The sequence below is a fragment of the Nocardiopsis sp. NPDC055824 genome, from assembly GCF_053616335.1.
The window spans coordinates 16,979-40,109 of sequence record NZ_JBSHDN010000042.1; the positions used below are offsets into that span (position 1 = coordinate 16,979).

Annotated in this window: 17 protein-coding genes; 9 read left to right on the forward strand and 8 right to left on the reverse strand. The window is 74.4% G+C overall.

Annotated elements, in window-relative coordinates:
• Positions 1-236: 236 nt before the first annotated feature.
• On the forward strand, positions 237-2,405 hold the full coding sequence (locus ACWGL3_RS11750) for a SpoIIE family protein phosphatase (RefSeq protein WP_267950524.1): 2,169 nt from the start codon (positions 237-239) through the stop codon (positions 2,403-2,405).
• 18 nt (positions 2,406-2,423) lie between these two features.
• Here the strand turns inward: ACWGL3_RS11750 and ACWGL3_RS11755 are convergent, their stop codons facing one another.
• Entirely contained in the window at positions 2,424-3,029 is a 606-nt protein-coding gene (locus tag ACWGL3_RS11755) for a response regulator transcription factor (protein WP_267946625.1), read from the reverse strand.
• Positions 3,030-3,304: 275 nt separating this feature from the next.
• Here ACWGL3_RS11755 and ACWGL3_RS11760 point away from each other — a divergent pair, with 275 nt between their 5' ends.
• Positions 3,305-5,173: a trypsin-like peptidase domain-containing protein gene (locus ACWGL3_RS11760; RefSeq protein ID WP_452461245.1), complete on the forward strand. Its 1,869-nt coding sequence runs from the start codon at positions 3,305-3,307 to the stop codon at positions 5,171-5,173.
• Between the two features lie 338 nt (positions 5,174-5,511).
• Positions 5,512-6,801: a glycosyltransferase gene (locus ACWGL3_RS11765; RefSeq protein ID WP_452461246.1), complete on the forward strand. Its 1,290-nt coding sequence runs from the start codon at positions 5,512-5,514 to the stop codon at positions 6,799-6,801.
• A gap of 161 nt (positions 6,802-6,962) precedes the next feature.
• Here the strand turns inward: ACWGL3_RS11765 and ACWGL3_RS11770 are convergent, their stop codons facing one another.
• From ACWGL3_RS11770 to ACWGL3_RS11780, 3 genes are all read right to left on the reverse strand, one after another.
• A complete protein-coding gene (locus ACWGL3_RS11770; RefSeq protein ID WP_267950525.1) occupies positions 6,963-8,384 on the reverse strand; it encodes a sensor histidine kinase in 1,422 nt (473 codons plus the stop codon).
• A gap of 107 nt (positions 8,385-8,491) precedes the next feature.
• On the reverse strand, positions 8,492-9,190 hold the full coding sequence (locus tag ACWGL3_RS11775; protein ID WP_267946628.1) for a response regulator transcription factor: 699 nt from the start codon (positions 9,188-9,190) through the stop codon (positions 8,492-8,494).
• A gap of 73 nt (positions 9,191-9,263) precedes the next feature.
• On the reverse strand, positions 9,264-10,211 hold the full coding sequence (locus ACWGL3_RS11780; RefSeq protein WP_452461247.1) for an HpcH/HpaI aldolase/citrate lyase family protein: 948 nt from the start codon (positions 10,209-10,211) through the stop codon (positions 9,264-9,266).
• A 164-nt stretch (positions 10,212-10,375) separates the two neighbouring features.
• Between ACWGL3_RS11780 and ACWGL3_RS11785 the strand changes: the two genes are divergently transcribed.
• Genes ACWGL3_RS11785 through ACWGL3_RS11795 form a run of 3 tightly spaced genes read left to right on the forward strand, consistent with a single transcriptional unit; the run spans position 10,376 to position 13,283 of the window.
• Entirely contained in the window at positions 10,376-12,703 is a 2,328-nt protein-coding gene (locus ACWGL3_RS11785) for a molybdopterin-dependent oxidoreductase (protein WP_452461248.1), read from the forward strand.
• A 32-nt stretch (positions 12,704-12,735) separates the two neighbouring features.
• On the forward strand, positions 12,736-13,026 hold the full coding sequence (locus ACWGL3_RS11790) for a type II toxin-antitoxin system Phd/YefM family antitoxin (RefSeq protein WP_267946631.1): 291 nt from the start codon (positions 12,736-12,738) through the stop codon (positions 13,024-13,026).
• Positions 13,023-13,283, forward strand: a complete 261-nt coding sequence (locus tag ACWGL3_RS11795) for a type II toxin-antitoxin system RelE family toxin (protein ID WP_267946632.1) — start codon at positions 13,023-13,025, stop codon at positions 13,281-13,283. The genes ACWGL3_RS11790 and ACWGL3_RS11795 overlap by 4 nt, the downstream gene beginning before the upstream one ends.
• A gap of 5 nt (positions 13,284-13,288) precedes the next feature.
• On the opposite strand, the gene ACWGL3_RS11800 is transcribed toward ACWGL3_RS11795, so the two are convergent.
• The 3 genes from ACWGL3_RS11800 to ACWGL3_RS11810 all read right to left on the reverse strand — a co-directional run bounded on the left by ACWGL3_RS11800 (position 13,289) and on the right by ACWGL3_RS11810 (position 17,990).
• On the reverse strand, positions 13,289-15,487 hold the full coding sequence (locus tag ACWGL3_RS11800; RefSeq protein ID WP_452461249.1) for a PrsW family intramembrane metalloprotease: 2,199 nt from the start codon (positions 15,485-15,487) through the stop codon (positions 13,289-13,291).
• A 239-nt stretch (positions 15,488-15,726) separates the two neighbouring features.
• Positions 15,727-17,028, reverse strand: a complete 1,302-nt coding sequence (locus tag ACWGL3_RS11805; protein WP_452461250.1) for a methyltransferase family protein — start codon at positions 17,026-17,028, stop codon at positions 15,727-15,729.
• A complete protein-coding gene (locus tag ACWGL3_RS11810; protein ID WP_267946635.1) occupies positions 17,025-17,990 on the reverse strand; it encodes a hypothetical protein in 966 nt (321 codons plus the stop codon). The genes ACWGL3_RS11805 and ACWGL3_RS11810 overlap by 4 nt, the downstream gene beginning before the upstream one ends.
• Before the next feature lie 103 nt (positions 17,991-18,093).
• Between ACWGL3_RS11810 and ACWGL3_RS11815 the strand changes: the two genes are divergently transcribed.
• Positions 18,094-18,762 carry a TetR/AcrR family transcriptional regulator gene (locus tag ACWGL3_RS11815; protein WP_267946636.1) on the forward strand — a complete coding sequence of 223 codons (669 nt, stop codon included), beginning with the start codon at positions 18,094-18,096 and terminating at the stop codon, positions 18,760-18,762.
• Complete coding sequence (locus ACWGL3_RS11820) at positions 18,759-19,319, forward strand: NUDIX domain-containing protein (RefSeq protein WP_352983906.1); 561 nt, start codon at positions 18,759-18,761, stop codon at positions 19,317-19,319. The genes ACWGL3_RS11815 and ACWGL3_RS11820 overlap by 4 nt, the downstream gene beginning before the upstream one ends.
• Before the next feature lie 36 nt (positions 19,320-19,355).
• Here ACWGL3_RS11820 and ACWGL3_RS11825 read toward each other — a convergent pair whose 3' ends face one another.
• Positions 19,356-20,855, reverse strand: coding sequence for an NAD(P)H-hydrate dehydratase (locus ACWGL3_RS11825; protein WP_452461251.1), 1,500 nt, complete (start codon positions 20,853-20,855; stop codon positions 19,356-19,358).
• A gap of 155 nt (positions 20,856-21,010) precedes the next feature.
• On the opposite strand from ACWGL3_RS11825, the gene ACWGL3_RS11830 reads away from it, so the two are divergent.
• On the forward strand, positions 21,011-23,080 hold the full coding sequence (locus ACWGL3_RS11830) for a hypothetical protein (protein ID WP_346660220.1): 2,070 nt from the start codon (positions 21,011-21,013) through the stop codon (positions 23,078-23,080).
• The last annotated feature ends 51 nt before the right edge of the window (positions 23,081-23,131 follow it).

A 23,131-nucleotide genomic window follows, 5' to 3' on the forward strand; every position in this document is an offset into this window, starting at 1 on the left:
TTCTCCATGTTGGGTTCCTGCGCCCGCCTCCCCGAGCCGGTCAGCGCGCCGTCCCCCGTGCCCCGGGGGACGTGGTGGTATCACGGGGAGCGGTACCGCGCGACCCCCGGTCCGGAGGTTTCCGGGCGATACCCCGGGATCCGAGGGCGGGCGCACGCGTATCGTGTCAGTGACCACCACCCCCTCGCCCGTATCCAGCGACGAAGGACACCGACGGCTTGCCAGCACACGACGCGTTGAAGGTCGCTCGACGAGAGTTCCCTCCTGCCCCGGAGACCGCGGCCGCTGCCCGTGAGTTCGTTCACGACACCCTCCTCTCCTGGGGCGTCCCCGATCCGTTCGACGACGTGATCCTGCTGGTCAGCGAGCTGGTGACCAATGCCGTCATCCACGCGAGGTCGAGCCTGGACGTGACCGTGCGCCGGGCCGAGGGCGCGACCGAGGTGATGGTCACCGACTCCGCGCCCGAGCGCGCCGTGCCCCAGGCCGGTCCGCTGGCCGTGGACACCTCGCCGTCCAGGGACGACGAGCGCAGCGGCGGGCTGGGGCTGGCCCTGGCGTCCGCGATCGCGTCCAGCTGGGGCGTGAGCTACGGGCGCAACGACAAGGCGGTGTGGTTCCGGATCGAGGACGCCCCCGGCGAGCACCCCTCGCTGGAGTCGCCCCAGGTGCGGCGCGGTCCGGCCCGTCAGGTGCGCCCCGCGCCGTGGTCGGCGCTGGACGCCGCCCTCGGCTCGCGGCTGACCCTGCCGCAGCTGCTGGAGCGCACCGTGGAGTACGCGGCGACCGCCCTGGGCGGCGATGCCGCCTACATCACGCTGGCGACCTCCGACGAGACCATGTGGGAGGTGCGCGCCGCCGTCGGGCTGACCCCGGGCGGGGCGCCGTGGCGGCCGCTGCGCGTGCGCACCGAGGAGACCTTCCCGTCCGCCGCGCCCGAGCCCGGCGCGGTGATCAACGACGACCTGATGATCGCCCGCACCGGGCGCGGCCGCCTGTCGCGGGCGGGGATGCGCTCGCTGGTGACGGCGCCGCTGATCGTGGACGGCCGGGTGGCCGGCCTGCTCGGGGTCGCCTCCAGGCGGGCCAGGCACTTCGGTCCGTCCGCCGCCAGGAAGCTCCAGGAGGGCGCGGACCTCATCGCGCTTCCGGTGGAGCGCTCGCGCCTGGCCGAGGTCGAGCTCAACCGGCGCGCGTCGCTGAGCTTCCTGGCCGAGGCCAGCGACCTGCTCGCGGGCACGCTGGACGAGCGGATGACGGGCGCGCTCGCCGCCCAGCTGATCACCTCCCGACTGGGCCGGTGGTGCTCCATCCACACCATCAACGAGTTGGGCAGCTCCCAGCTCACCCACGTGGTGCACGGGGACGAGAACTACAACGACGTCCTGCGCGCCCTGCTGACCGGGCTGCCGCCGCGGGAGCAGCGCGAGCCGCAGCCCCTGTGGTCGCCCGCCGAGCTCGCCGAGGAGGGGCTCGACGAGCAGCTGGTCCGCGAGCTGGCCAGCGGTCCCGCGATCAGCATCCCGCTGGTGGCGCACGGCCGCGCGCTCGGCCGGATGACGATCGGCAAGAACGAGGCGGACGACTTCACCCGCGAGGAGGTCGACGTCGCGGACGACCTCAGCCGCCGCGTGGCCTCCGCCATGGAGAACGCCCGCCTGCACGAGAAGCAGGCGGCGATGAGCAGCGCCCTCCAGCGCAGCCTCCTTCCCGCGAAGGAGAAGGAGCCGGTGATCCCGAGCGTGGACCACGCGGTGTTCTACCGCCCCGCGGACGAGAAGAACCAGGTCGGCGGCGACTTCTACGACGTGTTCGCCGCGAGCGGCCGCTGGTGCTTCGCCATCGGCGACGTGTGCGGGACCGGACCGGAGGCCGCGGCGGTGACCGGCCTGGCCCGGCACACCCTGCGCGCCCTGGCCAAGGAGGGGTTCACCCCGTCGCACATCATGCAGCGGCTGAACATGGCGATCCTGGACGAGAACACCTCCACCCGCTTCCTCACCATGCTCTACGGGGAGATGACCCCGGCCACCGACGAGGGCGGAGGGATGCGCGTACGGATGGTGTCCGCGGGCCATCCCCTCCCGATGCGGCTCAACCAGAAGGGCGAGGTCGAGAACTTCGGGATGTCGCAGCCCCTCCTGGGGGCGTTCGAGGACGTGGGCTTCACCACGGAGAGCGTCGACATCCGTCCCGGCGAGGTGGTCCTCGCGGTGACCGACGGCGTCACCGAGCGGCGCAGCAACACGGACATGCTCGGCGACGAGGGTCTGCTGGAGATCTTCTCCGGGTGCTCCGGCCTGACCGCGCAGGCGGTCATCAGCCGGATCGACCGCGAGCTGGAGGAGTACGCGCCGGGCGGCCACACGGACGACACGGCCATGCTGGTGCTGCGCTTCCTGTGACGGGGACCGGGCTCCCCGTCACAGCCAGCCCATGTCCTGCGCCGTGCGGATGGCCGACATGCGGTTGTCCGCACCGGTCTTGCCGATGGCGTTGGAGAGGTAGTTGCGGACCGTCCCCTCGGTCAGGTGCAGGGCGGCGGCGATCCTGGCGACGGTGGCCCCGTCGGACGCGGCACGGAGCACCTCGGCCTCGCGGTCGGTCAGGGGGCTCTCCCCTCCGACCATCGCGGCGGCCGCGAGGTCGGTGTCGATGTAGCGCCCTCCCCCGTGCACCCGCCGGATGGCGCCCGCGAGCTGGTCGACCGGGGCGTCCTTGGCGAGGAACCCGCGCGCCCCCGAGGCGAGGGCCCGGCGCAGGTAGCCGGGGCGGCCGAAGCTGGTGAGGATGACGACGCCGCAGCCGGGCGCGCTCTGCTTGAGCTGTGCGGCCACCTCGAGGCCGGTGCCGCCGGGCATCTCGATGTCCAGGACGGCGATGGAGGCGCCGTGTCCGAGGACCGCGTCGACCACCTGGTCGCCGCGGCCCACCTGCGCGACGACCTCCAGGTCCTCCTCCAGACCGAGGAGGGCCGCGATGGCCCCTCGGACGAGGTGTTCGTCATCGGCCAGCACGATCTTGATCAAGGTCGGCCCTTCTCACGTGTAGCCGGAGCCCCGGCGCGGTATTGTTCCGGACATTGTGGTGCATAAGGTTCTTGCAGGCACGGGAGCTCCGAGGGCCGCGGGGTCCGGCCCCCGCAGAGGCGGCCCGGGGAGCGCGCGCCCCCGCCGGCCTCCGGTCCGCCGCCCCCCGGCACGGACTCGAAACCCTGGTATATCGGGCTCTCACCCTGTTCTAACCCATGCGGCGCATGATGGATCCCGTCCACTAGACATCGTCCCGCCAGTCGGAGGATGAGTTGAACCCCAACGAACCGAGTACAGGTACCGAGCCCGGTGCGGCGGCCGGGAACGCCCGCCTCCCCGCCGAGCCGACCGACCAGCAGGTGCCGTCCGGTCAGGGACACTCCTCCGCCGACGGCGGGGCGCACGAGCCCGTGCCCGGCGGGGAGCGCGGGGGCGTTCCCGCCGGGCACGAGGACCGGTCGTCCGCGCCGCAGGCGGCCGAGGGCAGCGGATCCGGGGCCCCCGGGCCGGAGGACGCCGGAACGGGGACCGCCGGCCCGGAGGACGCCGAGGGGCGGCCCGCGCAGGCGGAGGGTCACGCGGGCCCGCCGTTCGCGGCGGAGCAGCGGCCCCTGCCGCACGGGGGGTACGGGGAGCACCCGGGCACGGCCCACCCCGGACACCCCGTGCAGCACGCGGGGGCGCACGTGACCGGAACCGGTCCGCGCTTCTCCCCGCCGGAGCACGCCCCGCGGTGGGCCACGGGTCCCAACGAGGCGGACCGCGCCTCGTACACGTTCCCGCCGCACGTCGGCGGCCCCGGCGGTCCGGCGGGCGGCCTGCCCGACCAGTTCGCCGCGCACCAGGCCGGGCACGGCCGTCCGTACGGCGGTCCGCAGGGACCCGGCGGCCCGAACGGCCCGGGGGCGCCCGGCGGTCCGGGCGCTCCGGGCGGGCCCGGCGGCCCGCCCCCGTTCGGCGACGGCTCGGGCTTCGGTCCGGGCGGCCACGGCCACCCCCCGTACGGCGCTGCCGCGCCCGGCCCCGCGGCCGACGGCGGCAAGAAGCGGGGCGGGCGGGTCGTGACGATCGCCGCCGTGACCGCGCTGGTCACGAGCCTGATCGTCGGTCCGGCCGCGGCCCTGGGCACCGCCTACCTCTTCCCGAACGGCCTGGGCTCCCCGGTGAGCTCCCTGACGGGCGAGCAGGGCAGCACGCCCACGGAGGGGGCGGTCGGCGAGGTCGCCGAGAGCGTCCTGCCGAGCGTGGTGTCGATCCAGACCGCCAACGGCGGCGGCAGCGGCGTGGTCATCTCCTCCGACGGCCAGATCCTCACGAACGCGCACGTGGTGGAGGCGTCCGGGGGCGGCCCGCTGGAGGTGCTGTTCAACGACGGGACCTCCGCCCCCGCCGAGGTGCTGGGCGCCGACACGGTCTCCGACATCGCGGTCATCCAGGCCGAGGGGCGCAACGACCTCGAACCGGCCACCCTCGGCGACTCCGAGCAGGTCGGCGTGGGCGCGGACGTGGTCGCGATCGGCTCCCCGCTGGGCCTGTCCGGGACGGTCACCACGGGCGTGGTGAGCGCCCTGAACCGGCCGGTGAACACGGGCGCCACCGAGAACGGCAACGGCCAGACCTCGACGGTGATCAACGCGATCCAGACGGACGCGGCGATCAACCCCGGCAACTCGGGCGGCCCGCTGGTGAACATGGCCGGCGAGGTGATCGGCATCAACACCGCGATCGCGGGGATCTCCCAGGACAGCGGTTCCGTGGGCCTGGGCTTCGCCATCCCGGTCAACCAGGCCCGTCCCATCGCCGAGCAGCTGATCGAGGACGGCAGCGCGAGCTACCCGGCCATCGAGGCCACCATCACCAACAGCCGCGGCGGCGGGGCCGAGGTCGTCGAGGTGGTCGAGGGCGGCGCCGCGGACGAGGCCGGCCTGTCGGCGGGCGACGTGGTGGTGTCCGTGGACGGCCGGGCCGTCACGACGCCGGACCAGCTGATCGCCGAGATCCGCTCCCGGCAGCCGGGCGAGGAGGTCACCTTCGGGGTGGTGTCCGGCGGCAGCGGCTCCCCCCAGGACGTGGCCGTCACACTCGGCGAGCAGAGTTCGGAGTCCGTCGAGAACGAGGCGGAGCAGGACGGGGGCAACTGACCGGACGCGGTCGCGGTCCCTCTCCACGGGGCGGTCCCGGGCTCTCGGCCCGGGGCCGCCCCGTCGCCGTTCCCGCCCCGCCCCGCCGCGCCGTCCGCGGGCGGCCACCGCCCCGGCCCCCGGGGTCCCCGGGCCCCGCCCTCCCGGGTCCGGCGGAGATCACCGATCGGCCACATCACGGTGCGCTTGCGCACACGGGTGAACACGCAGAGTATCCTTCTCTGCGCCGTGTGCTACCTGAGCGGTCGCCCCTCCGTCACCGGAAGGTCGGCGACGGTCAACGCGGGTGGGTCACACTCGTGCGTACGCGGCGACCCGACAGCCAGGAGATCCGGTCCATGTCCACGTCCTTCGCTTCAGCCTCCCCCACGACGGCGCCCCCTCCCCGGCCGGCCGGCGGCCCGGAGCGCCGGCCCCGGGTGCTGATCGGCACCGACACCTACCCCCCGGACGTGAACGGCGCCGCCTACTTCACCGAGCGCCTCGCCCGCGGCCTGGCCGGGCGCGGCGCCCGGGTGCACGTCGTGTGCCCCTCCCCGGAGGGCTCGCCCCGCACGGTCGAACGGGACGGGGTGGTCGAGCACAGGCTCCGCTCGATGTCCTCCCTCGTCCACGACAGCGTGCGCCTCGCGGTCCCCCTGGGGGTGCGCGGGCACCTGGACCTGCTGCTGGACCGGCTGGAGCCGGACGCGGTGCACATCCAGAACCACTTCCTCGTCGGCCGGATGCTGGCCGCGGCGGCCCGCGCCAGGGGCGTCCCCGTGGTCGCGACCAACCACTTCATGCCGGAGAACCTCTTCGACTACGTGCGCGTCCCCGGGCCGCTGCGCCCGTACGCCGCCCGGATCGCCTGGTGGGACCTGGGCGCCGTGCTGTCCCGGACGGAACACGTGACGACCCCGACGCCCGCGGCGGCCGGGCTGCTGCGGGAGCAGGGGTTCGCCAAGCCGGTCGAGCCGGTGTCCTGCGGGGTCGACCTGGCCGGGTTCAGCCCCCTGGACGGCGGGGCGGCGACCAAGCGGCGGCTGCGCGCGCGGCTGGGCGTCCCCGACCGGACGACGGTGCTGTTCGTGGGCCGGCTGGACGAGGAGAAGCGCGCCGAGGAGCTGGTGCGGGCGACGGCGCGGACGGCCTCAGCCCAGTTGCTGCTGGCCGGGCACGGCGCGTACCGGCGGAGCCTGGAGGAGCTGGCCGTGGCCGAGGGCGTGGCGGACCGGGTGGTGTTCCTGGGTTTCGTGTCGCAGGAGGACCTGCCCGACGTGTACCGGTGCGCGGACGTGTTCGCGATCGCGGGCGTCGCCGAACTCCAGAGCATCGCGACCCTGGAGGCGATGGCGAGCGGCCTGCCGGTGGTGGCGGCGGACGCCATGGCGCTGCCGCACCTGGTGGAGGAGGGCCGCAACGGGTACCTGTACCGGCCGGGCAGCCCTGAGGAGCTGGCCGCGAGGATCGAGGACGTGGTCGCGGACGAGGGCGGGCGCCTGAGGATGGGCGAGCACAGCCGGGCGATGGCCTCGCGGCACCGGTTGGAGGACTCCCTGGAGCGGTTCGAGCGGATCTACCTGGAGGCAGCGGAGGGAACGGCGGTCCCGGCGTCCACCGCGGCCGGGGCCGTCCTGAGCGGCTGACGGCGGCGCCGAACCACCCGCCCCGGAGGAGGGGCCCGGACCGGCGCGGCCACGCGGGACCGCCCACCGCGGAGCGGCGCCCCCGGGACACGGGCCCGGGACCCCGCCGTCCCGCTCCCGGTCCGCCCGCGGGAGGCGGCGCCCCGGCAGGCCCCGCACCCTCAGCCCGGCGGAGCCTCCGGCCCCCCGGGCCTGTGCTCCGGCAGCTGGAACCCGATGGCGGCGCCGCCCCCCTCGCGGTTGCGGGCGAACACCCGGCCGCCATGGGCCTGGGCGATCTCCTTCACCATGGACAGTCCGAGCCCGGAGCCGGGCAGGCCCCGGGCGACGGTGGCGCGGTAGAAGCGCTCGAAGACGCGGCCCAGCTCCTCCGGGTCGATGCCGGGGCCGCGGTCCAGTACCTCGACCGCGCCCGCCCGGACGCGGATCTCGATGGGCGCGGTGCCGTCGGGGTCGAACTTGGCGGAGTTCTCCACCGGATTGGCGACGGCCCGCTCCAGGGAGCCGGGGCGCCCCCACACCACGCTGTCGTCGGCGTCCACGACGATGTCCCGCCCGGTGCGCCTGCGGGTGCGCTCGGCGACCCTGTCGACGACCTCCCTCAGGGGGACCGCGCGCATCGCCTCGTCCTCGTGGTCGCCGGTGGCGAGTCCGACCAGCTCGTTGACGAGCGCGGTGAGCTCGCGGGTCTCCCCGCGCAGGTCGTCGATGAGGCTCTCCCGCGCCTCGGGGCTGAGCCGGTCCACCCTCCCCAGCACCTGGACGTTGGTGTAGAGGCTGGTGAGCGGGGTGCGGAGCTCGTGCGCGGCGTCCTGGACGAGTCGGCGCTGCTCCTCCTTGGACCTGGCCAGGCGGGCGAGCATCGCGTTGAAGGCGCTGCCGAGGCGGTCGACCTCGTCGTGGTTGCCCTCCTCGTGCGCGTCGCCGGGACCGACGGGGTCGAGGCGGCCCGTGGAGCTGACGTACTCCGCGGCGTCGGTGAGGCGGACGAGGCGCCCGGTGGTGCGGTGGCCGACCAGCCAGCCCACCGCCGCGGCGCAGAGGGCGACGAGCAGGCCCACCCACAGGATCTGGGTGGCGAGGCGGTCGAGCATCAGCTCGGTGGGCGACAGCCGCTGGAGGAGCTGCAGGGCTCCGGCGCCGTCGCCGACGGAGACCGTGGCCATCCGGTAGGCCTGCCCCTCGATGGACTGCTCGCGCATGTCGACGACGCCCGGCCTGGCCGTCGCGGCCAGTTCCATGTCCGCGTCGGAGGGGGTGAAGAAGACGACCTCGGCGGGGTCCTCGACGCTGACGGTGCGGCGGCCGTCGGGGCCGAGGAGCTGCACCTGGAGGTTGTCGCTGGACAGGAACGGGATGGGGCCGGCGGAGGGCCCGCCGCCCTCCTGCCCGTGGATCTCGACGAGCTTGTCGGACAGGTCGGCGACGGTGCTCTCGAACCCGTTCCTGACGTCGGCGCGGATGAGGGCGGCGGCGGTGGTGTAGGCCAGGGTGCCGACCAGGGCGATGATCACGGTGGCCACCAGCGCGAAGATGACCGCGAAGCGGGTTCCCAGCCGCCAGCCGCGCGGGTTGAGCACCACGCCGCCGCGCCAAGGGAGGGCGGCGTGGGCGCCGGCGGCCCCGGGGCCCGGCACGTCCGGACCGGCGCCGTCCCCGCGGCCGTCGGCGGCGGGCGTTCGCACGCCCGTCACCCCTGCGGGCGGAGCGTGTACCCGACTCCGCGCACGGTCTGGATGAGCGGCGGGCCACCGTCCTCCAGCTTGCGGCGGAGGTAGCTGATGTAGACGGCGAGGTTCTTGGACTCCGGACCGAAGTCGTAGCCCCAGATGCGGTCGTAGATGGTGGCGTGGTCCAGGACGATCCCCGTGTTGCGGATGAGGAGCTCGAGGAGGTCGAACTCGGTCTTGGACAGCTCGATCTCGCGTTCGCCGCGCCACACCCGGCGGGCGCGCGGGTCCAGGCGCAGCTCCCCCGCCCGCAGGGGGCCCTCGTCGGCGGTGTCCTCGGGAACGGGCGCGGCCCTGCGCAGGAGGGCCCGCAGCCGGGCGAGGAGCTCGTCCAGCTCGAACGGCTTGGCGAGGTAGTCGTCGGCCCCCGCGTCCAGCCCCGCCACCCGGTCGGGCGTCTCCACGCGGGCGGTGAGCATGAGGATGGGCGTGCGGTCGTGCTCGGCCCGCAGCACCCTGGCCACCCCCAGCCCGTCCACGCCGGGCATCATCACGTCGAGGACGAGCAGGTCGACGGGGTCGGCGTGCACCGCGGCGAGCGCCTGGACCCCGTCCGCGACCGTCCGGACGCTGTAGCCCTCCAGTTGGAGGGCGCGTTCCAGTGAGTCCCTGATCGCGCGGTCGTCGTCGGCGACCAGGACCGTGGCGGTGGCTTCCATGGCGCCCATGGTTCCCTATCCGGGTGAGAAGGCGGTAAGAGGCGGGTGGGGCGCGTGTCAGAGCTTCCGCCGGTCAGGACCCGGGGACGAACGCGCGGGTCCTCTCCAGCCCGGCCGCCCGGCCCTTGCCCGCGACCACGAGCGCCATCTTCCTGGAGGCCTCGTCGAGCATCTCCTCGCCGAGCATGACGGCGCCCCGGCGGTCCACGGTCGTGGCGTGCGCGTAGGCGTCCAGGACCAGCTCGGCGTGGTCGTAGTCCTCCTGGGAGGGGGAGAAGGCCTCGTTGGCGGCCTCCACCTGGAGCGGGTGCAGGACCCACTTGCCGTCGTAGCCCAGGGCGGCGGTGCGCCCGGCCGAGCGGCGGAGGGCGTCCACGTCGCGGATCTGGAGGCAGGGGCCGTCGATGGCCTGGACGCCGTTGGCGCGCGCGGCCGTGAGGATGCGCATGAGCACGTAGTGGTAGGCGTCGCCGGTGTCGTAGCCGGGCGGCTGCTCGCCCACGACCAGGCTCTTCATGGTGATGGAGGCCATGAAGTCGGCGGGGCCGTAGACCAGGGACTCCAGGCGGGGCGAGGACGCGGCGATCGAGTCGACGTTCACGAGGCCGCGCGCGTCCTCGATCTGCGCCTCGATGCCGATGCGGCCGACCGGGAGGCCGACGGCGCGCTCGATCTGGGTGAGCAGGGTGTCGAGCCACTCGACGTCGCGGGCCGCGGTGACCTTGGGGAGGACGATCGAGTCGAGGTCGGCCCCGGCGCCCTCCACGACGGCGATGACGTCGCGGTAGGCCCACTCCGTGGTGGTGTCGTTGACGCGGACCGACCTGACCCGTCCGTCCCAGCCGCCCTCGGTGAGGGCGCGGACGACCGTGCCGCGGGCGTCCTCCTTCTCCGAGGGGGCGACCGCGTCCTCCAGGTCCAGGAAGAAGGCGTCGGTGCCGAGGCCCCTCGCCTTGTCCACGAACCTGGGGTTGGACCCCGGGACCGCGAGTACCGACCGCCGCGACCTGAGTTCGCCCATCGCCGTCCCTGTTCCGCTCGACCGTGCCTGTGTGCGCGCCCCCGCGGCGGAGCCGCTCCCGGCGCCGCCGTCCACGGGTCGCGGGGCCCATCATCCCACCTGCGCGTGCGTAGAGTGAGAGACGGGTCCCCCGGTGGGGCCGGAGTGACCGAGGGAGAGTGACCATGTCCGCCACGCTGCGTCCGACGAGTGCCCACTGGGGCAGCTACCAGGTGGTCGTCGAGAACGACCGGGTCGTCGGCGTCCGCCCCGACCCCGACGACCCGGCGCCCTCCCCCGTGATGGCCAACACCCTCGCGGCCCAGCACCACGCGTCCCGGGTGGCCCGTCCCGCGGTGCGCCGCCGGTGGCTGGAGCGCGGCCCGGGCCCCGACCCGCGCCGCGGCGCCCCGGACGACGACTACGTCGAGGTCGAATGGGCCACGGTCCTGGACCTGCTGGCGGCGGAGCTCGACCGGGTGCGCACGGAGCACGGCAACGCGGCGATCTTCGGCGGTTCGTACGGGTGGGGCAGCGCCGGGCGCGTCCACCACGCGCAGAGCCAGCTGCACCGCTTCCTCAACACGATCGGCGGGTACACGCGGTCGGTCGCCACCTACAGCCACGGCGCCGTCGAGGTGCTGTTCCCCAGGATCATCGGCACCCCCGCCGCGAACCGGCTGCTGCACCGCGCGCCGGCGTGGACGCAGATCCGCGAGCACACCGAGCTGCTGGTGACCTTCGGCGGGCTGCGGCTGTCCAACACGTGGACGACCTCGGGGGGCCGGGCGGCCCAGACCGCCGGTCCGGAGATGCGGGCCGCCTCGGAGGCGGGGGTGGAGTTCGTGTCGGTGTCGCCGCTGTTCGACGACACCCCCGAGGACGTCAAGGCCGAATGGGTGTCGATCCCGCCGGGCGCCGACACGGCGGTGATGCTCGCCCTGATGCACGTCCTGTTCACGGAGGGGCTGGCCGACACCCGCTTCCTGGACCGGTACACGGTCGGCGCGGACGTGCTGCGCTCCTACGTGCTGGGGGAACGCGACGAGCGCGGCGACCGGCCCGGGGTGGAGCGCTCGCCCGAGTGGGCCGAGCGGATCAGCGGGGTCCCGGCCGGCGAGCTTCGGACGCTGGCACGGCGCATGGCGGAGAAGCGCACGCTCGTCAACGTGGGCTGGTCGGTGCAGCGCGCCCGGTACGGCGAGCAGCCGCTGTGGGCCGGTCTGGCGCTGGCATGCTGCCTGGGACAGGTGGGACTGCCGGGAGCGGGTTTCGCGTCGGGGTACGGGTCGATGGGCAACTACGGGGGCGGTTCGACCCCGATGGGCCTGCCCAGGATGCCGCAGGGCGCCAACCCCGTCGACTCGTCGATCCCGGTGGCGCGGATCGCCGACATGCTGCTGGAGCCGGGCGGTCGGTACGACTTCGACGGCGAGGAGCGCCGGTACCCGGACGTGCGGCTGGTGTACTGGGCGGGCGGCAACCCGTTCCACCACCACCAGGACCTGGAGCGGCTGACCAGGGCGTTCGGCAGGCCGGAGACGGTGGTGGTCCACGAGACGCACTGGACGGCGACGGCCCGGCACGCCGACATCGTCATCCCTTCGACGACGGTGCTGGAACGCGACGACCTGACGGCCAGCAAGGGCGACCTGAGCGTGCGGGCCATGCCGCGGGCGGTGTCCCCCCACGGGCAGGCGCGCGACGAGTACGACACGTACGCCGACCTGGCCGGGCGGCTCGGGCTGCGCGAGGAGTTCACGGAGGGGCGGACCAGCGCCCAGTGGATGAGGTCGGTCTACGAGCGGTGGCGGTCCCTGGTGGCCAGGCACGGCGCGGAGGTGCCGGGGTTCGAGGAGTTCTGGGAGCGCGGGCGGGTGGAGATGCCCGGCCGGGTGGAGGACGAGGCGCTCCTGGGCGAGTTCCGGGCCGACCCGGAGGGCAGGCCCCTGCGGACGCCGAGCGGGCGGATCGAGCTGTTCTCGGAGACGATCGCGTCGTTCGGGTACGAGGACTGCCCGGGGCACCCGGTGTGGCTGCCGGGGCCGGCCGTGGACGGCGCGGACGACGGGTTCCCGCTCGTGCTGCTCGCGAACCAGCCCAGCGGGAGGCTGCACAGCCAGCAGGACATGGGCGCGCACAGCATGTCGCAGAAGGTCGGGGGGCGCTCGCCGCTGCGGATCGGCCCCGAGGACGCACGGGCGTGCGGCGTCGCCGACGGCGACGTGGTGCGGGTGTCGAGCGGCCGGGGGTCGTGCCTGGCGGGCGTGGTGGTGAGCGAAGCGCTGCGGCCGGGCGTGGTGCAGCTGTCCACCGGCGCCTGGTACGACCCGTCGGCGCCGGGCGTGACGTGCGCGCACGGGAACCCGAACGCGCTGACGGAGGACGTGGGGACGTCACGGCTGAGCCAGGGGTGCACGGGGCAGACGGTGCGGGTGAGGGTGGAGCCGTTCGCCGGCCCGGTGCCGCCGGTCCGCGCGTTCGAGCCGGCCCCGGGCATCACGGTTCCCTGAGTACGCGGACGCCGACATAACTGGTCATCGAAATGACCAGTATGGAGACCATTCCGGTCACCGAGGCCAAGGCCAGGATCGCCGAGCTCGCTGATCGCGCACAGCACGAACACGCCGACTACACGTTCACGAAGAACGGCCGCCCTGCGGTCGTCATGATGTCCGTGGCCCGGTACGACTCCCTGATGGAGGCGCTGAGCATCCTCTCCGACCCCGAGACCAGGAGGGACCCCGCCGAGTCGGTCGAGTCCGAGGAGTCCACCACCGAGGAGGACATGGCCGATCTGATGAAGGCGCGTCTGGGCAGGGAACCCCGGGCATGAGGGGCGTCTACCTGGGTCCTGCCAGGCGTGCCCTCGCCGAGGAACTTCCCGAGGCCGTGGCCTCCGCGGCGTACGAGTTCGTCAACGGGCCCTTGAGGACGAACCCCTGGCGGGCCGGAAAACCCCTCGACGAGCCCTTCGCCGGCCTGCACTCGGCACGGAGGGGCACCTACCGGATCGTCTACCGGATCCGACCGGACAAGGACGCGATCGAGATCCACTCCATCCGCCATCGCAGGGGCGCCTACAGGTTCTAGGAGGATCAGCGGACCAGGAGGCGGTCCACCCGACGGGGCAGGAGCAGCCCCGCCAGCCCGAGGAGCGCGTAGCCGACCTGGCCCGGGGCGAGCATGCCCAGGATCGCGCCCGTGTTCGCCGTCGGCGCCCGCAGGAACTCGCGCATGCGCGGGTGAGCGTGCGGGACCCCGTTGCCGGAGACCAGCAGGGAGAGCGCCGCGACCAGCACGAGCGCGGCCCACGCGGTCTCCGCCCCCGTCAGACCGCCCAGCCACAGCTGGAGCCGGTCCAGTGCCACGAACGCGTAGGCCGGCGCGTCCCGGTCCGCGGCTCCGCCCGGCCCGGACGCCCCGGGGGCCGCGGCGGCGTACACCGCGGCGGCGGCGAACGAGGCGGTCGCCGCCGTGACACCGCCGGTGGCGGCCAGGCCCAGCCGCCGGGCCAGTGAGCGCGCCTGCCGGGTGAGCTCCTCCTGCGAGGGGTGGCTCCGCCAGGGGCGGCCGGCGGACCGGGCCTCCGCCATGGCGTTCGCCCGGCGCCGGCGGAGGAACCGCCACGTGTCGCAGAGGGCCCCGGGGCCGCGCCGCGCGGCGATGGCGGACACCGCGAACTCGTGGACGATCGTGGACAGCGTCGTGGCGAGCGTGACCGGCAGGTCCACCCAGGACAGCGCCAGCCTCCGGAACAGCGGCGCGATGTCCGCGGGGACGCGCACCCTCATCGCCACGGACCTGCCGCGGGCCCTGCGGCGCAGCCCGGCCAGCGGGGGGCGGCCGGGAAGCGGCGGCGTCGACTCGGCCGCGGTGCCGATCGTCCGGTAGTCCATCGCCACGGCGCACAGGAGGAGGACGACCAGCAGCCACGGGGTGAGGACCCCGCCGCCGAGCAGGCCGTGCACGAAACCGGACACCGGGTGGAGGGCCGCGTTGGCCAGCACGGCGTTCAGGTTGAGGTGCTCCAGGAACGCCGCGGTGAACGCGACCGGCGGCAGCAGCCACAGCCACGCGCCGTAGCGGCGGCCGACGACGGCGAGCCCGAGGGCCGCCCCGACCAGGCCGGTGGTGACGGCGTGGCCGGAGAAGACCGCGAGGACCGCGCCGGAGGCGTCGGTGACGGTGCTCCCGCCCGGCAGGAGGAACCCCCCGCCGCCGGGCCGGTCGCCGCCCCCGGTGGAGACACCGGTGAGCAGGTGCTCGGCGAGCTGGAAGCCGGCGCCGGACGCCGCGGCCAGCAGCAGGAAGTCGACGGCGGCCAGGCGGCGCATCCGCCGCCGGGCCACCAGGCCGAGGAGGAGGAGCGGCGCGAGCTTGCCGGCCTCCTCCACGGCCACCGCGACATAGGTGTAGCCGACGACCCCGTACGGGTCGACGCCCAGGAGCCCGACGACGGCCGCCTCGGCGAGGGCGAGCGGCCACAGCAGGAGCGCGCCGAGGGCGGCCACCCGCAGCAGGGTCGCGAAGGAGACGGTGCGCGACCGCGCGGGCCAGGCCAGCTGGAACAGCAGCACGAAGGCCGCGGCCAGTGCGGGGAGGGCCGTGTCGAGGCTGGGGACGAACAGGGGCGCGACCAGCAGCGCGACGACCGCCAGCCAACCCCAGGCCCCGCGCAGGGCGCGCAGCGCGCCGACGGCGCGCGGCGAGCGTTCCCGGAGGCGGTCGCCCCGGCGGGCGAGGCGTTCGGGCAGGTCGGGTCCGGGACCGCGCGGGCTCCTGGCGTGCCTGGCGCCGGTGTCGGCGCAGTTGTAGAGCAGGGCGGCGCGGGTGAGGACGGGCCCGCCCTCGACGCGGGCCCTGTTGCCGAAGTGGACGCGCGCCTGGGGGATGTCGGCGCCGACGAGTTCGCGGACGAAGTCGGCGGGCCCGGCCGCGACCGTGAGCTCGTCGGCGGTGACCAGGACGGCGGCGGAGAAGTCCTCGACGCAGACGAGGAAGTCGGTGGGGGTGGGCCCCCAGCCCCGGATGAGGTCGATGAGGGTGTCGGTGTCGAGGGGGACCTCGGTGACGGGGTCGTACGAGAACTCGGGCCGGGTCCGGCACACCAGGAGCCGGTCGACGCCCATGGCGCGCCCCGCCGAGACGATCGCGCGGATGAGGTTGCGGTCCCGGGGCACGAGGAAGGGCGTGGTGACCTTGCCGTCGACCCTGATCCACTGGGGGTCGAGCTCGGTCGCTCCGGCACAGACACGAAGGACGAGGTCCCGCGCGAGCATGGCCTGTTCTTCCATCGACGTCCTCGTGCCGTGCGGGGGGCGGATACGGGGGCCGGTCCCGCCCCTTGGCGGACGGAACGGCCCGACCGAGCATAACGGCGCGGGGCGGCGGCGGAAGAGGCGCTCTGCGGCATTGTGGCCGTGATGTCATGCGGCGGGCCCGCGCCGCGCCTCCCCCGGCGCCCGGGGCCGCCGCCCGACCGGGAGGGCGCGGTGGCGCCGCCGGGCCCGGGGGGGCCTCCGGGCGCCTGCCGTCACCGTCCGCCGCCGGAGGGGAGGCCCTCCCTCGGCCGTGCGCCCGGTGCGCCGCGGACGTCGCGGGACGCACGGGGCCCGGCGCCGAAGGCGTCGGCGCACAGCTGCCCGACGTGGCGGAGGAGGGGCAGGTCGAGGGCCCAGCCGGCGAACGCCCACCCCAGGTGGAGGTGGTCCAGGGCACGCGCCAGCGCCGCCACCCCGCTCCGGCGGAGCCCGTCGGGCGTCTCGTAGGTGAGGCGGTACAGGACCTCGGGGTGTTCCGCCGCCGGGCGCAGTTCCAGGGCCACGGGCGCCCGGGCCGCGATCCAGCCGCCGAGGCCGGTGCACATGGAGCAGTCGGCCGCCACGTAGAGGGTCCCCGGGGTCCGGCCGGGCCACGGCCGCCACCGGGGCAGCCAGGGTCGCACGCCCTCGCGGTAGTCCTCCCAGTCGCTCCCGAAGGCCCGGCGCAGCTGCCCGCCCTCGTGCCAGGACGCGAATCCCGCTCCGTAGGCGAACGCGACCAGGGCGCCGACCAGCAGCCGGAGGTCCCCCGTCACCGGCACGAGCACCAGGTAGACGGCGGCAATGGTGGCCTGCATGGGGTTGCGCACGTAGGCGTAGGGGCCGCTGGCGACCAGGCGCGACGGCGGGTCGTAGGGCAGCGGGGTGCCGCGGCCCACCTGCGCGAACTCGCGGGCCGCGGCCAGGCCCGGCAGGCACGCCGCCGCGAGGACCTGGGCGCCGAGCAGCGCCTCCCCCGGGCCGGGGACGGCGTCCAGCGCGTACAGCGGCAGGCCCACCATGAGCCCGAAGGCCAGGACGGCCTGCGCCCACGTCCGGGCCCGGACCAGCTGCCCGCGCCGGGTCCAGTGGGCCAGCATCAGCGCGGGGATCAGGCACAGCGCCGACCCCGCGAACTCGCCGAGGAGCCAGAGGGGCCCGAGGACCACCACGGGTTCGGCGAGCGGCATGACGATCACGTCGACCCACACGAGCAGGCCGGTGAGCAGGGGGACCGGGAGGAAGCGGAGCATCAGCGCGGGCAGGGCGCCCCACAGGACCGCCCAGGCGATCAGCAGGTCGACGGGCATCCCGCGCCACACGGCGCCCTCGGCGTGGAAGGTCCACCAGCCCGCGTGCACCGCGTACAGGTTGAGCGGGACGAGGGTGAGCAGGGCCCACGCCCCCGCGACGATCATCGACGCGACCTCGCGCGGCCGGGGCGCGCGCCACGCGCACAAAGCGGCCAGGAGCAGCAGCGGGACGAACAGTCCGACGCCCCGGACCAGGGCCGCGGGAACCTCCGCGGCCGTCACTCCCCGGCCCCCGCGACCGCGTCCCGGAAGGTCGTCGCGAGGTACTCGGCGGCCAGGTCGGTCGTGTACGACTGGATCGGCCCGAAGTACCAGGAGGGCTCGTAGGTGCGCTCGTACTCGACGGTCCAGGTGAGGCGGGTGCCGCCGCCCTCCCTCTCCCAGACGGCCTCCGCCCGGCGCATGTCCATCCAGTTCGCGAACGCCGTGTCCCGGACCACGTCGAAGACCACGCGGCCGCCGTCGCCGTCCCACTCGCTCTCCGCGACCTCCAGCTCCATGTCGCGGGGGGTGGGCTCGGAGCCGATCCGGAGGGTGCGCCTCGGGGTGAAGTCGACGACGCGGGCGTCCCCGGGCTCCAGGCCCTCCCCGGCCGCCCGGACGGGGTGGGGGAAGGGCACGGCGCGCAGGAAGAGGGCGTCGGGGACCGCGTAGCCGGGCGGGGCGGCCAGCGCGGCGGCGACCCGCTCCGGTTCCGCGTCGATCAGCACCGACCCCTCGCCCTGGTCCGCCCGGGGGAGGAGGCTCGTCCCGGCGACGCCCTCCAGGGCGAGGACGAAGAGGACCGGTACGCCCAGCAGGGCGTGGCGTCCGCCCCTGCCGCCGGCCCGGAAGGCCTCCGCCGTCCAGGCCACGAGTGCGGCGATGCCGTAGAGCAGGGGCGCGGCGATGACCAGGCACACCGTGCCCTCGCCGAGCAGGGCCGCCGCCAGCGCGAGGCCGACGGTGGTGACGGCCATCGCGATGCCCGTGGCGCTCCGCGCCCGCACGGTGAACACGACGATCAGGGCGATCACCGCGGGGAGGCCCACGTAGAACAGCGCCGTCTGGTCGAGGCCTCCCCAGTGGTTGGCCCGCAGGGCCAGCAGGCCGGCGAAGGCCGCGAGCAGGAGCGCGGCGAGCGTCCAGCGGGCGCGGGTGGGGACGTGGGCCGGAAAGGGTTCGGGCTCGTCGCTTCGGGACATGGGGGCACCCTTCATCAAGCGGTTAAAGCACTTGGTTTAATCACTTGATTAAACCGTATGATGAACACACCCCGACCGGCAAGGGGGCTACGCGAGGAGGACCATGGCCAGGAGCGGCGGCGGACGGCGGACCAGCGAGGAGACCAAGGAGAGGCTGCTCGACGCGGCCTGCGCGGTGCTGCGGGAGGAGGGGTACTCCGGGGCGTCCGCCCGCGCCATCGCCACGCGCGCCGAGGCCAACTCGGCGCTGGTCTTCTACCACTTCGGCGGGGTCGACCAGCTGCTGCTCGCGGCGCTGGACCGGTCGAGCGCCGAGCGCATGGCCATGTACCGGGAGATCGCCGGGCGCGCGAAGAGCCTGGAGGAGCTCGTGGAGGCTGCCCTGCTCATCTACCGCACCGACCTCGAACGCGGCTACATCACCGAGTTCTCCGAACTCGTGGCCGCCGCCGTCACCAAGCCCGAGCTCCGCACGGAGATCCGCGACCGCGCGGAGCCGTGGATCGCGTTCATCGAGCACGAGTGGAACCGCGTCCTGGGCGGATCGGCCCTCGGAAGGCTGCTGCCCGCGCGCGAGGTCGCCTACGGGGCGATCACGTTCTACCTGGGGGTCAACCTGTTCTCCGTCCTGGACGAGGACCGCACCCGCACCGAGGCGGTCTTCGAGCTCGCCGGCGAACTGGCGCCGCGGGCCAGGCTCCTCACCCTGCGCCTGCCGCGCCGCGACCGCGACGTAGGCTTGTCGCCGGCGGACCAGGAGGAGGACGCATGAGCGGTGGCGGCGGCGCGGGCGCCGACGGACGGGGCACGGGCACCGGCGGGTCGGGGCCGACGGCCGGGCAGGGCGTGGCGGTGGCCCCGGGGATCGAGTTCCCCGACACCGCCGACGGGAGGACCCACGTGGCGGGCGCGGTCATCGCCGACGGCCGGGGACGCGTCTTCGCGCAGCGCCGGTCCGCGACCCGCAAGGTGTTCCCGCACTGCTGGGACATCGTCGGCGGACACGTCGAGCAGGGCGAGACCATGCTCGAGGGCCTGGCCCGCGAGGTCGAGGAGGAGACCGGCTGGCGGCTCGTCGGCGTGCTCGCGGAGCTGTACCGGCTCGACTGGGACCCCGGCGACGGCGTCACCCGGCACGAGGTCGACTACCTGGTGCGGGTCGAGGGCGACCTGTCGGCGCCGCGACTGGAGCCCGACAAGCACACCGAGCACCTGTGGGTGGACGACTCCCTCGTGCACCGGCTGCGCGACGAACGCGACCCCGGCGACTACTTCATCACCGACATCGTGCAGCGCGGCCTCGACGCCGCCCGCTCGGCGGACGGCTGACCCGCCGGGGCGGCCGGGCCGACCCGGCGGGCCCCGTCACACGGCGCGGCCCCGGGCGACCTCGGCCACCGCGAGCGGTAGCGCGTCCAGCAGGTCGGACGCGCTGATCGGCGCACCGCCGCGGGCCAGCGAGGCGGCGCGTCCGTGCAGGTAGGCGCCGCACGTCGCGGCCTCGCGCGCGGGCAGTCCGGACGCCATGAGCGCGCCGACCGCCCCCGACAGCACGTCACCGGTCCCCGCGGTGGCCAGCAGCGGCGTCCCCGTCGGGTTGGCGACCGCGGGGGCGCCCGGGTGCGCGATCACGGTGGTGGAGCCCTTGAGAAGAACCGTGCAACCGAACCGGTCGGCGGCGCGCGCCGCGTGCTCCAGGCGGCGGGCCTCCACGTCGACCCGGTCCACGTCGAGCAGCCGTGAGAGCTCGCCCGCGTGCGGGGTCAGGAGCGTCTGCGGCGCCCGTTCGCGGAGCAGCGCGGAGAGCGGACCGCCCCCGCCCCCGGTGAGCAGGGTCAGCCCGTCCGCGTCGACCAGCACCGGGACCTCGCTGTCCAGGACCGCCCTGAGCTCGTCGGCGTTGGCCGGGTGGGTGCCGCGCCCGGGGCCGATGACCACGGCGGCCACCCGGCCCGGGGACAGGTCGGTGCTGCTCTGCGGGTCGCGGAGGTCGGCGACGGCCTCCGGCCAGCGGCCGATCACCTGGTCGGCCACGCCCCTCCCCCCGCCGAAGCGGACCATCCCGACGCCGGTGCGCAGCGCGCCGCCCACGCACAGGACCGCCGCGCCCCGGTAGGGGTCGGAGCCGGCGCGGACGCCGAGGACGCCCCGCCGGTACTTGTCCTGCTCCGCGCCGGGGGCCGGGAGGAGCGCGGCGATGTCCACAGCCTGTGGACGGACCAGCGCGGGACCGGACAGCTCCGGCCCCAGCCCGATGTCCACCAGCCGGACGCGGCCCGCCCGCTCCGCCCCGGGGTCGACGAACAGGCCCGGCTTGTGGGTGCCGAACGTGACGGTGGTGTCCGCCCGGACCGCGGGCCCGGCCACCTCCCCCGTGTCCGCGTCCACCCCGCTGGGCACGTCGACGGCGACCACCCGGGCGGGGGCGTTCGAGGCGAGCACCGCCAGGGCGGCGTGCGGCTCGCGCAGTCCGCCGCGCCCGCCGATGCCGACGAGCCCGTCGACGACCAGGTCGGCGTCGAACAGGGCGGCCTCCTCGGCCGCGCCGCCCGCGAACGGCAGGATCCGCCCGCCCGCGGCGCGCAGGGCGTCGGCGCCGCCCTCGTGGACGGTCCGCCCGGCCGCCAGCGCGCGCACCGACGCGCCCCGCGAGGCGAGGAGCGCGCCCGCGTACAGGGCGTCGCCCCCGTTGTCGCCGCCGCCGACCAGGAGCACCACCCCCGCCCCGTAGACCCGGGGCAGGAGCCCGGCGCACTCGGCCGCGAGCCCGGCCGCGGCCCGGCGCATCAGGGCCCCCTCGGGAACGCGCGCCATGAGTGCGCGCTCGGCTTCGCGGACGACGCTGACGGTGTGTGCTGAGTGCACCGGCTACCTCCAGAGGGGTCGATCGGCCACCATCGTGTCGCAGGTGGGGCCCATGGGGCGGACAGCGCCACACCTGGCGTTCCAGGTAAGCCGATTTCAACCCGATGTCATCGTTTCACTACCCTTCGGAGTGTCGGCTTGCAACAATGGGGTGCATGCCTCGACCGAGCAAGTACGTGTCCCGGTCCGACCTCGGCTGGGGATCCTCCCCCGCCGAGAGGGCCAACCCCCGATCCGGACTGGTCATCCACTACGACAGCGCCGACCAGGGCCTCGCCGACAAGAAGCACGAGGCGTGTGTCACATACTGGCGCAACACCCGCAAGTTCCACACCGGCCCCTCCCGCGGCTGGGCCGACATCGGATACTGCGTCGACGAAAAGACGGAGATCTTCACAGAAGAGGGCTGGAAGACATTCCACGAGATCGCCGAAGGCGATGTGGTCCTCACCCTCGACCATGAGACGGGCATGTCCCAGTGGCAGCCGCTGCTGGCGCTGAACGTCTTCCCCGCGGTACCGCGCGAGCTGATCAGGATGGAGGGGCACAGCCACTCCTCCCTGACCACAGCCCAGCACCGGTGGCCTGTTGAGCGGTTCTATCGCCGCACAGGGACGCAACGCCAGAAGTCGGCCGATGGTCGATGGGCGGCGACAGGGCGTGCGGAGCGCACGCAGCAGGGACGCGAACGCGTCTGGGCGACCACCGGGACCCTGAAGTACGCGGACCGCATCCCCCTGTCCGCTCCGTGCGTCACTCTCCCGACCGAGCCCAAGTGGTCGGACGCCCTGGTGGAACTGGTGGCGTGGTTCTGGACCGAAGGGCACATCGAGCCGCAGAGCCGGAGCCGCGTTCCCAGCACGGGCGTGGTCATCTACCAGTCCGAGCAGAAGAACCCGGAGAACGTGGCCAGGATCAGGGGAGCGCTGCATGCTCTCTTCGGCCCCGCGTGTGACGGCTTCCCCCGCTCCGGGACTGCTGCGGACGGGGTCCCCCGGTGGCGGGAAGCAGTCAACCGGCACCTCGTGGAGTTCCATCTCTCGGTGGACGCGGGTCGGGTGCTTCTCGACCACGCGCCCGGACGTGTTCCCGGATACGGATTTCTCCGGTCCCTCACACGGGCTCAGCTCGGCCTGTTCATCGAGGCCTCCCTGCTGGCCGACGGCCACAACAGCCGAACCGTCGACGCACAGGCCCTCAGCCAGAAGAGCCGGGAGGCGGCGGAGGCCTTCCAGTTCGCCGTGATCCTGGCGGGATATGCGACGTCGTTGCGAAGGCGCCCGCCGACGCCGTCGACGAAGTACGACATGTGGAAGGTCGAACTGAGGCGCAAGACCCACTTCGCGCCCAAGGCCGCGCAAACGCGGAAGTCGGCCTTCTCCATCACGAAGGAACCCTACGACGGTCGCATCTGGTGCCCGACCACGCCGAACGGTACCTGGCTCGCCCGACGGGCGGGCACGGTGTACTTCACCGGGAACTCGTTCATGGCGTGTGCGCACGGATATGTCCTGGAAGGCCGCGGTCTGTACCGCACCCAGGCCGCGCAGCCCGGGGGCAACACCTCCCACTACTCGGTGACCCTGGCCACGGGCCCGAAGGACCCCGTCACGCCCGAGCAGATCAACGCCGTCCGCCAGCTGCGCCAGTGGCTGATGGAACCGGACACCTCCATCTCCGGCAAGGTGCTCGGCCACCGCGACTTCATCTCCACCTCGTGTCCCGGGGACAGGGCCTACAAGCTCGTCAAGGACGGAACCTTCGCCAAGAAGCCCGACGAAACCGAGGGAGATGACGTGCCCAGACATCGCAGGTTCGAGAAGGACGACGCACAGGAGCTGACACCCGGCACGTGGGCCAGCCTCAAGTTCGACCGCCGACACGACGGCCACCGGGGCGACCTGTACGCCCTCGTGGGACCGGACGAGCCGGACGGGGCGCTCTACGACCTCTCCGTGGGCGTCACCCTCCAGGGGCTGGCCTCGGGGACCGAGGTGCAGCTGCGCGCCACGGAGTACGAGTCCGACGGCAGCGGCGGCTGGAAGGTGGCCCGCAACCGCCCCATCGAGAGTCCGGTGCAGGCTGCGGGGAACGGGCACTTCACCTACGCCTGGAAGGGCAACCTCGCCAAGGGCAGGCGTGTGCGGGTGCGGGTCGCGCAGTTCGGGGACGCGAGCGCGCAGGTCACGTCGGCCACCGCCGAGGTCTTCTACTGGCCCAAGTAACCCGTGGACTCCCCATGGACCGGCGCGGCCCGGAGGCCTGCGGCTCCGGGC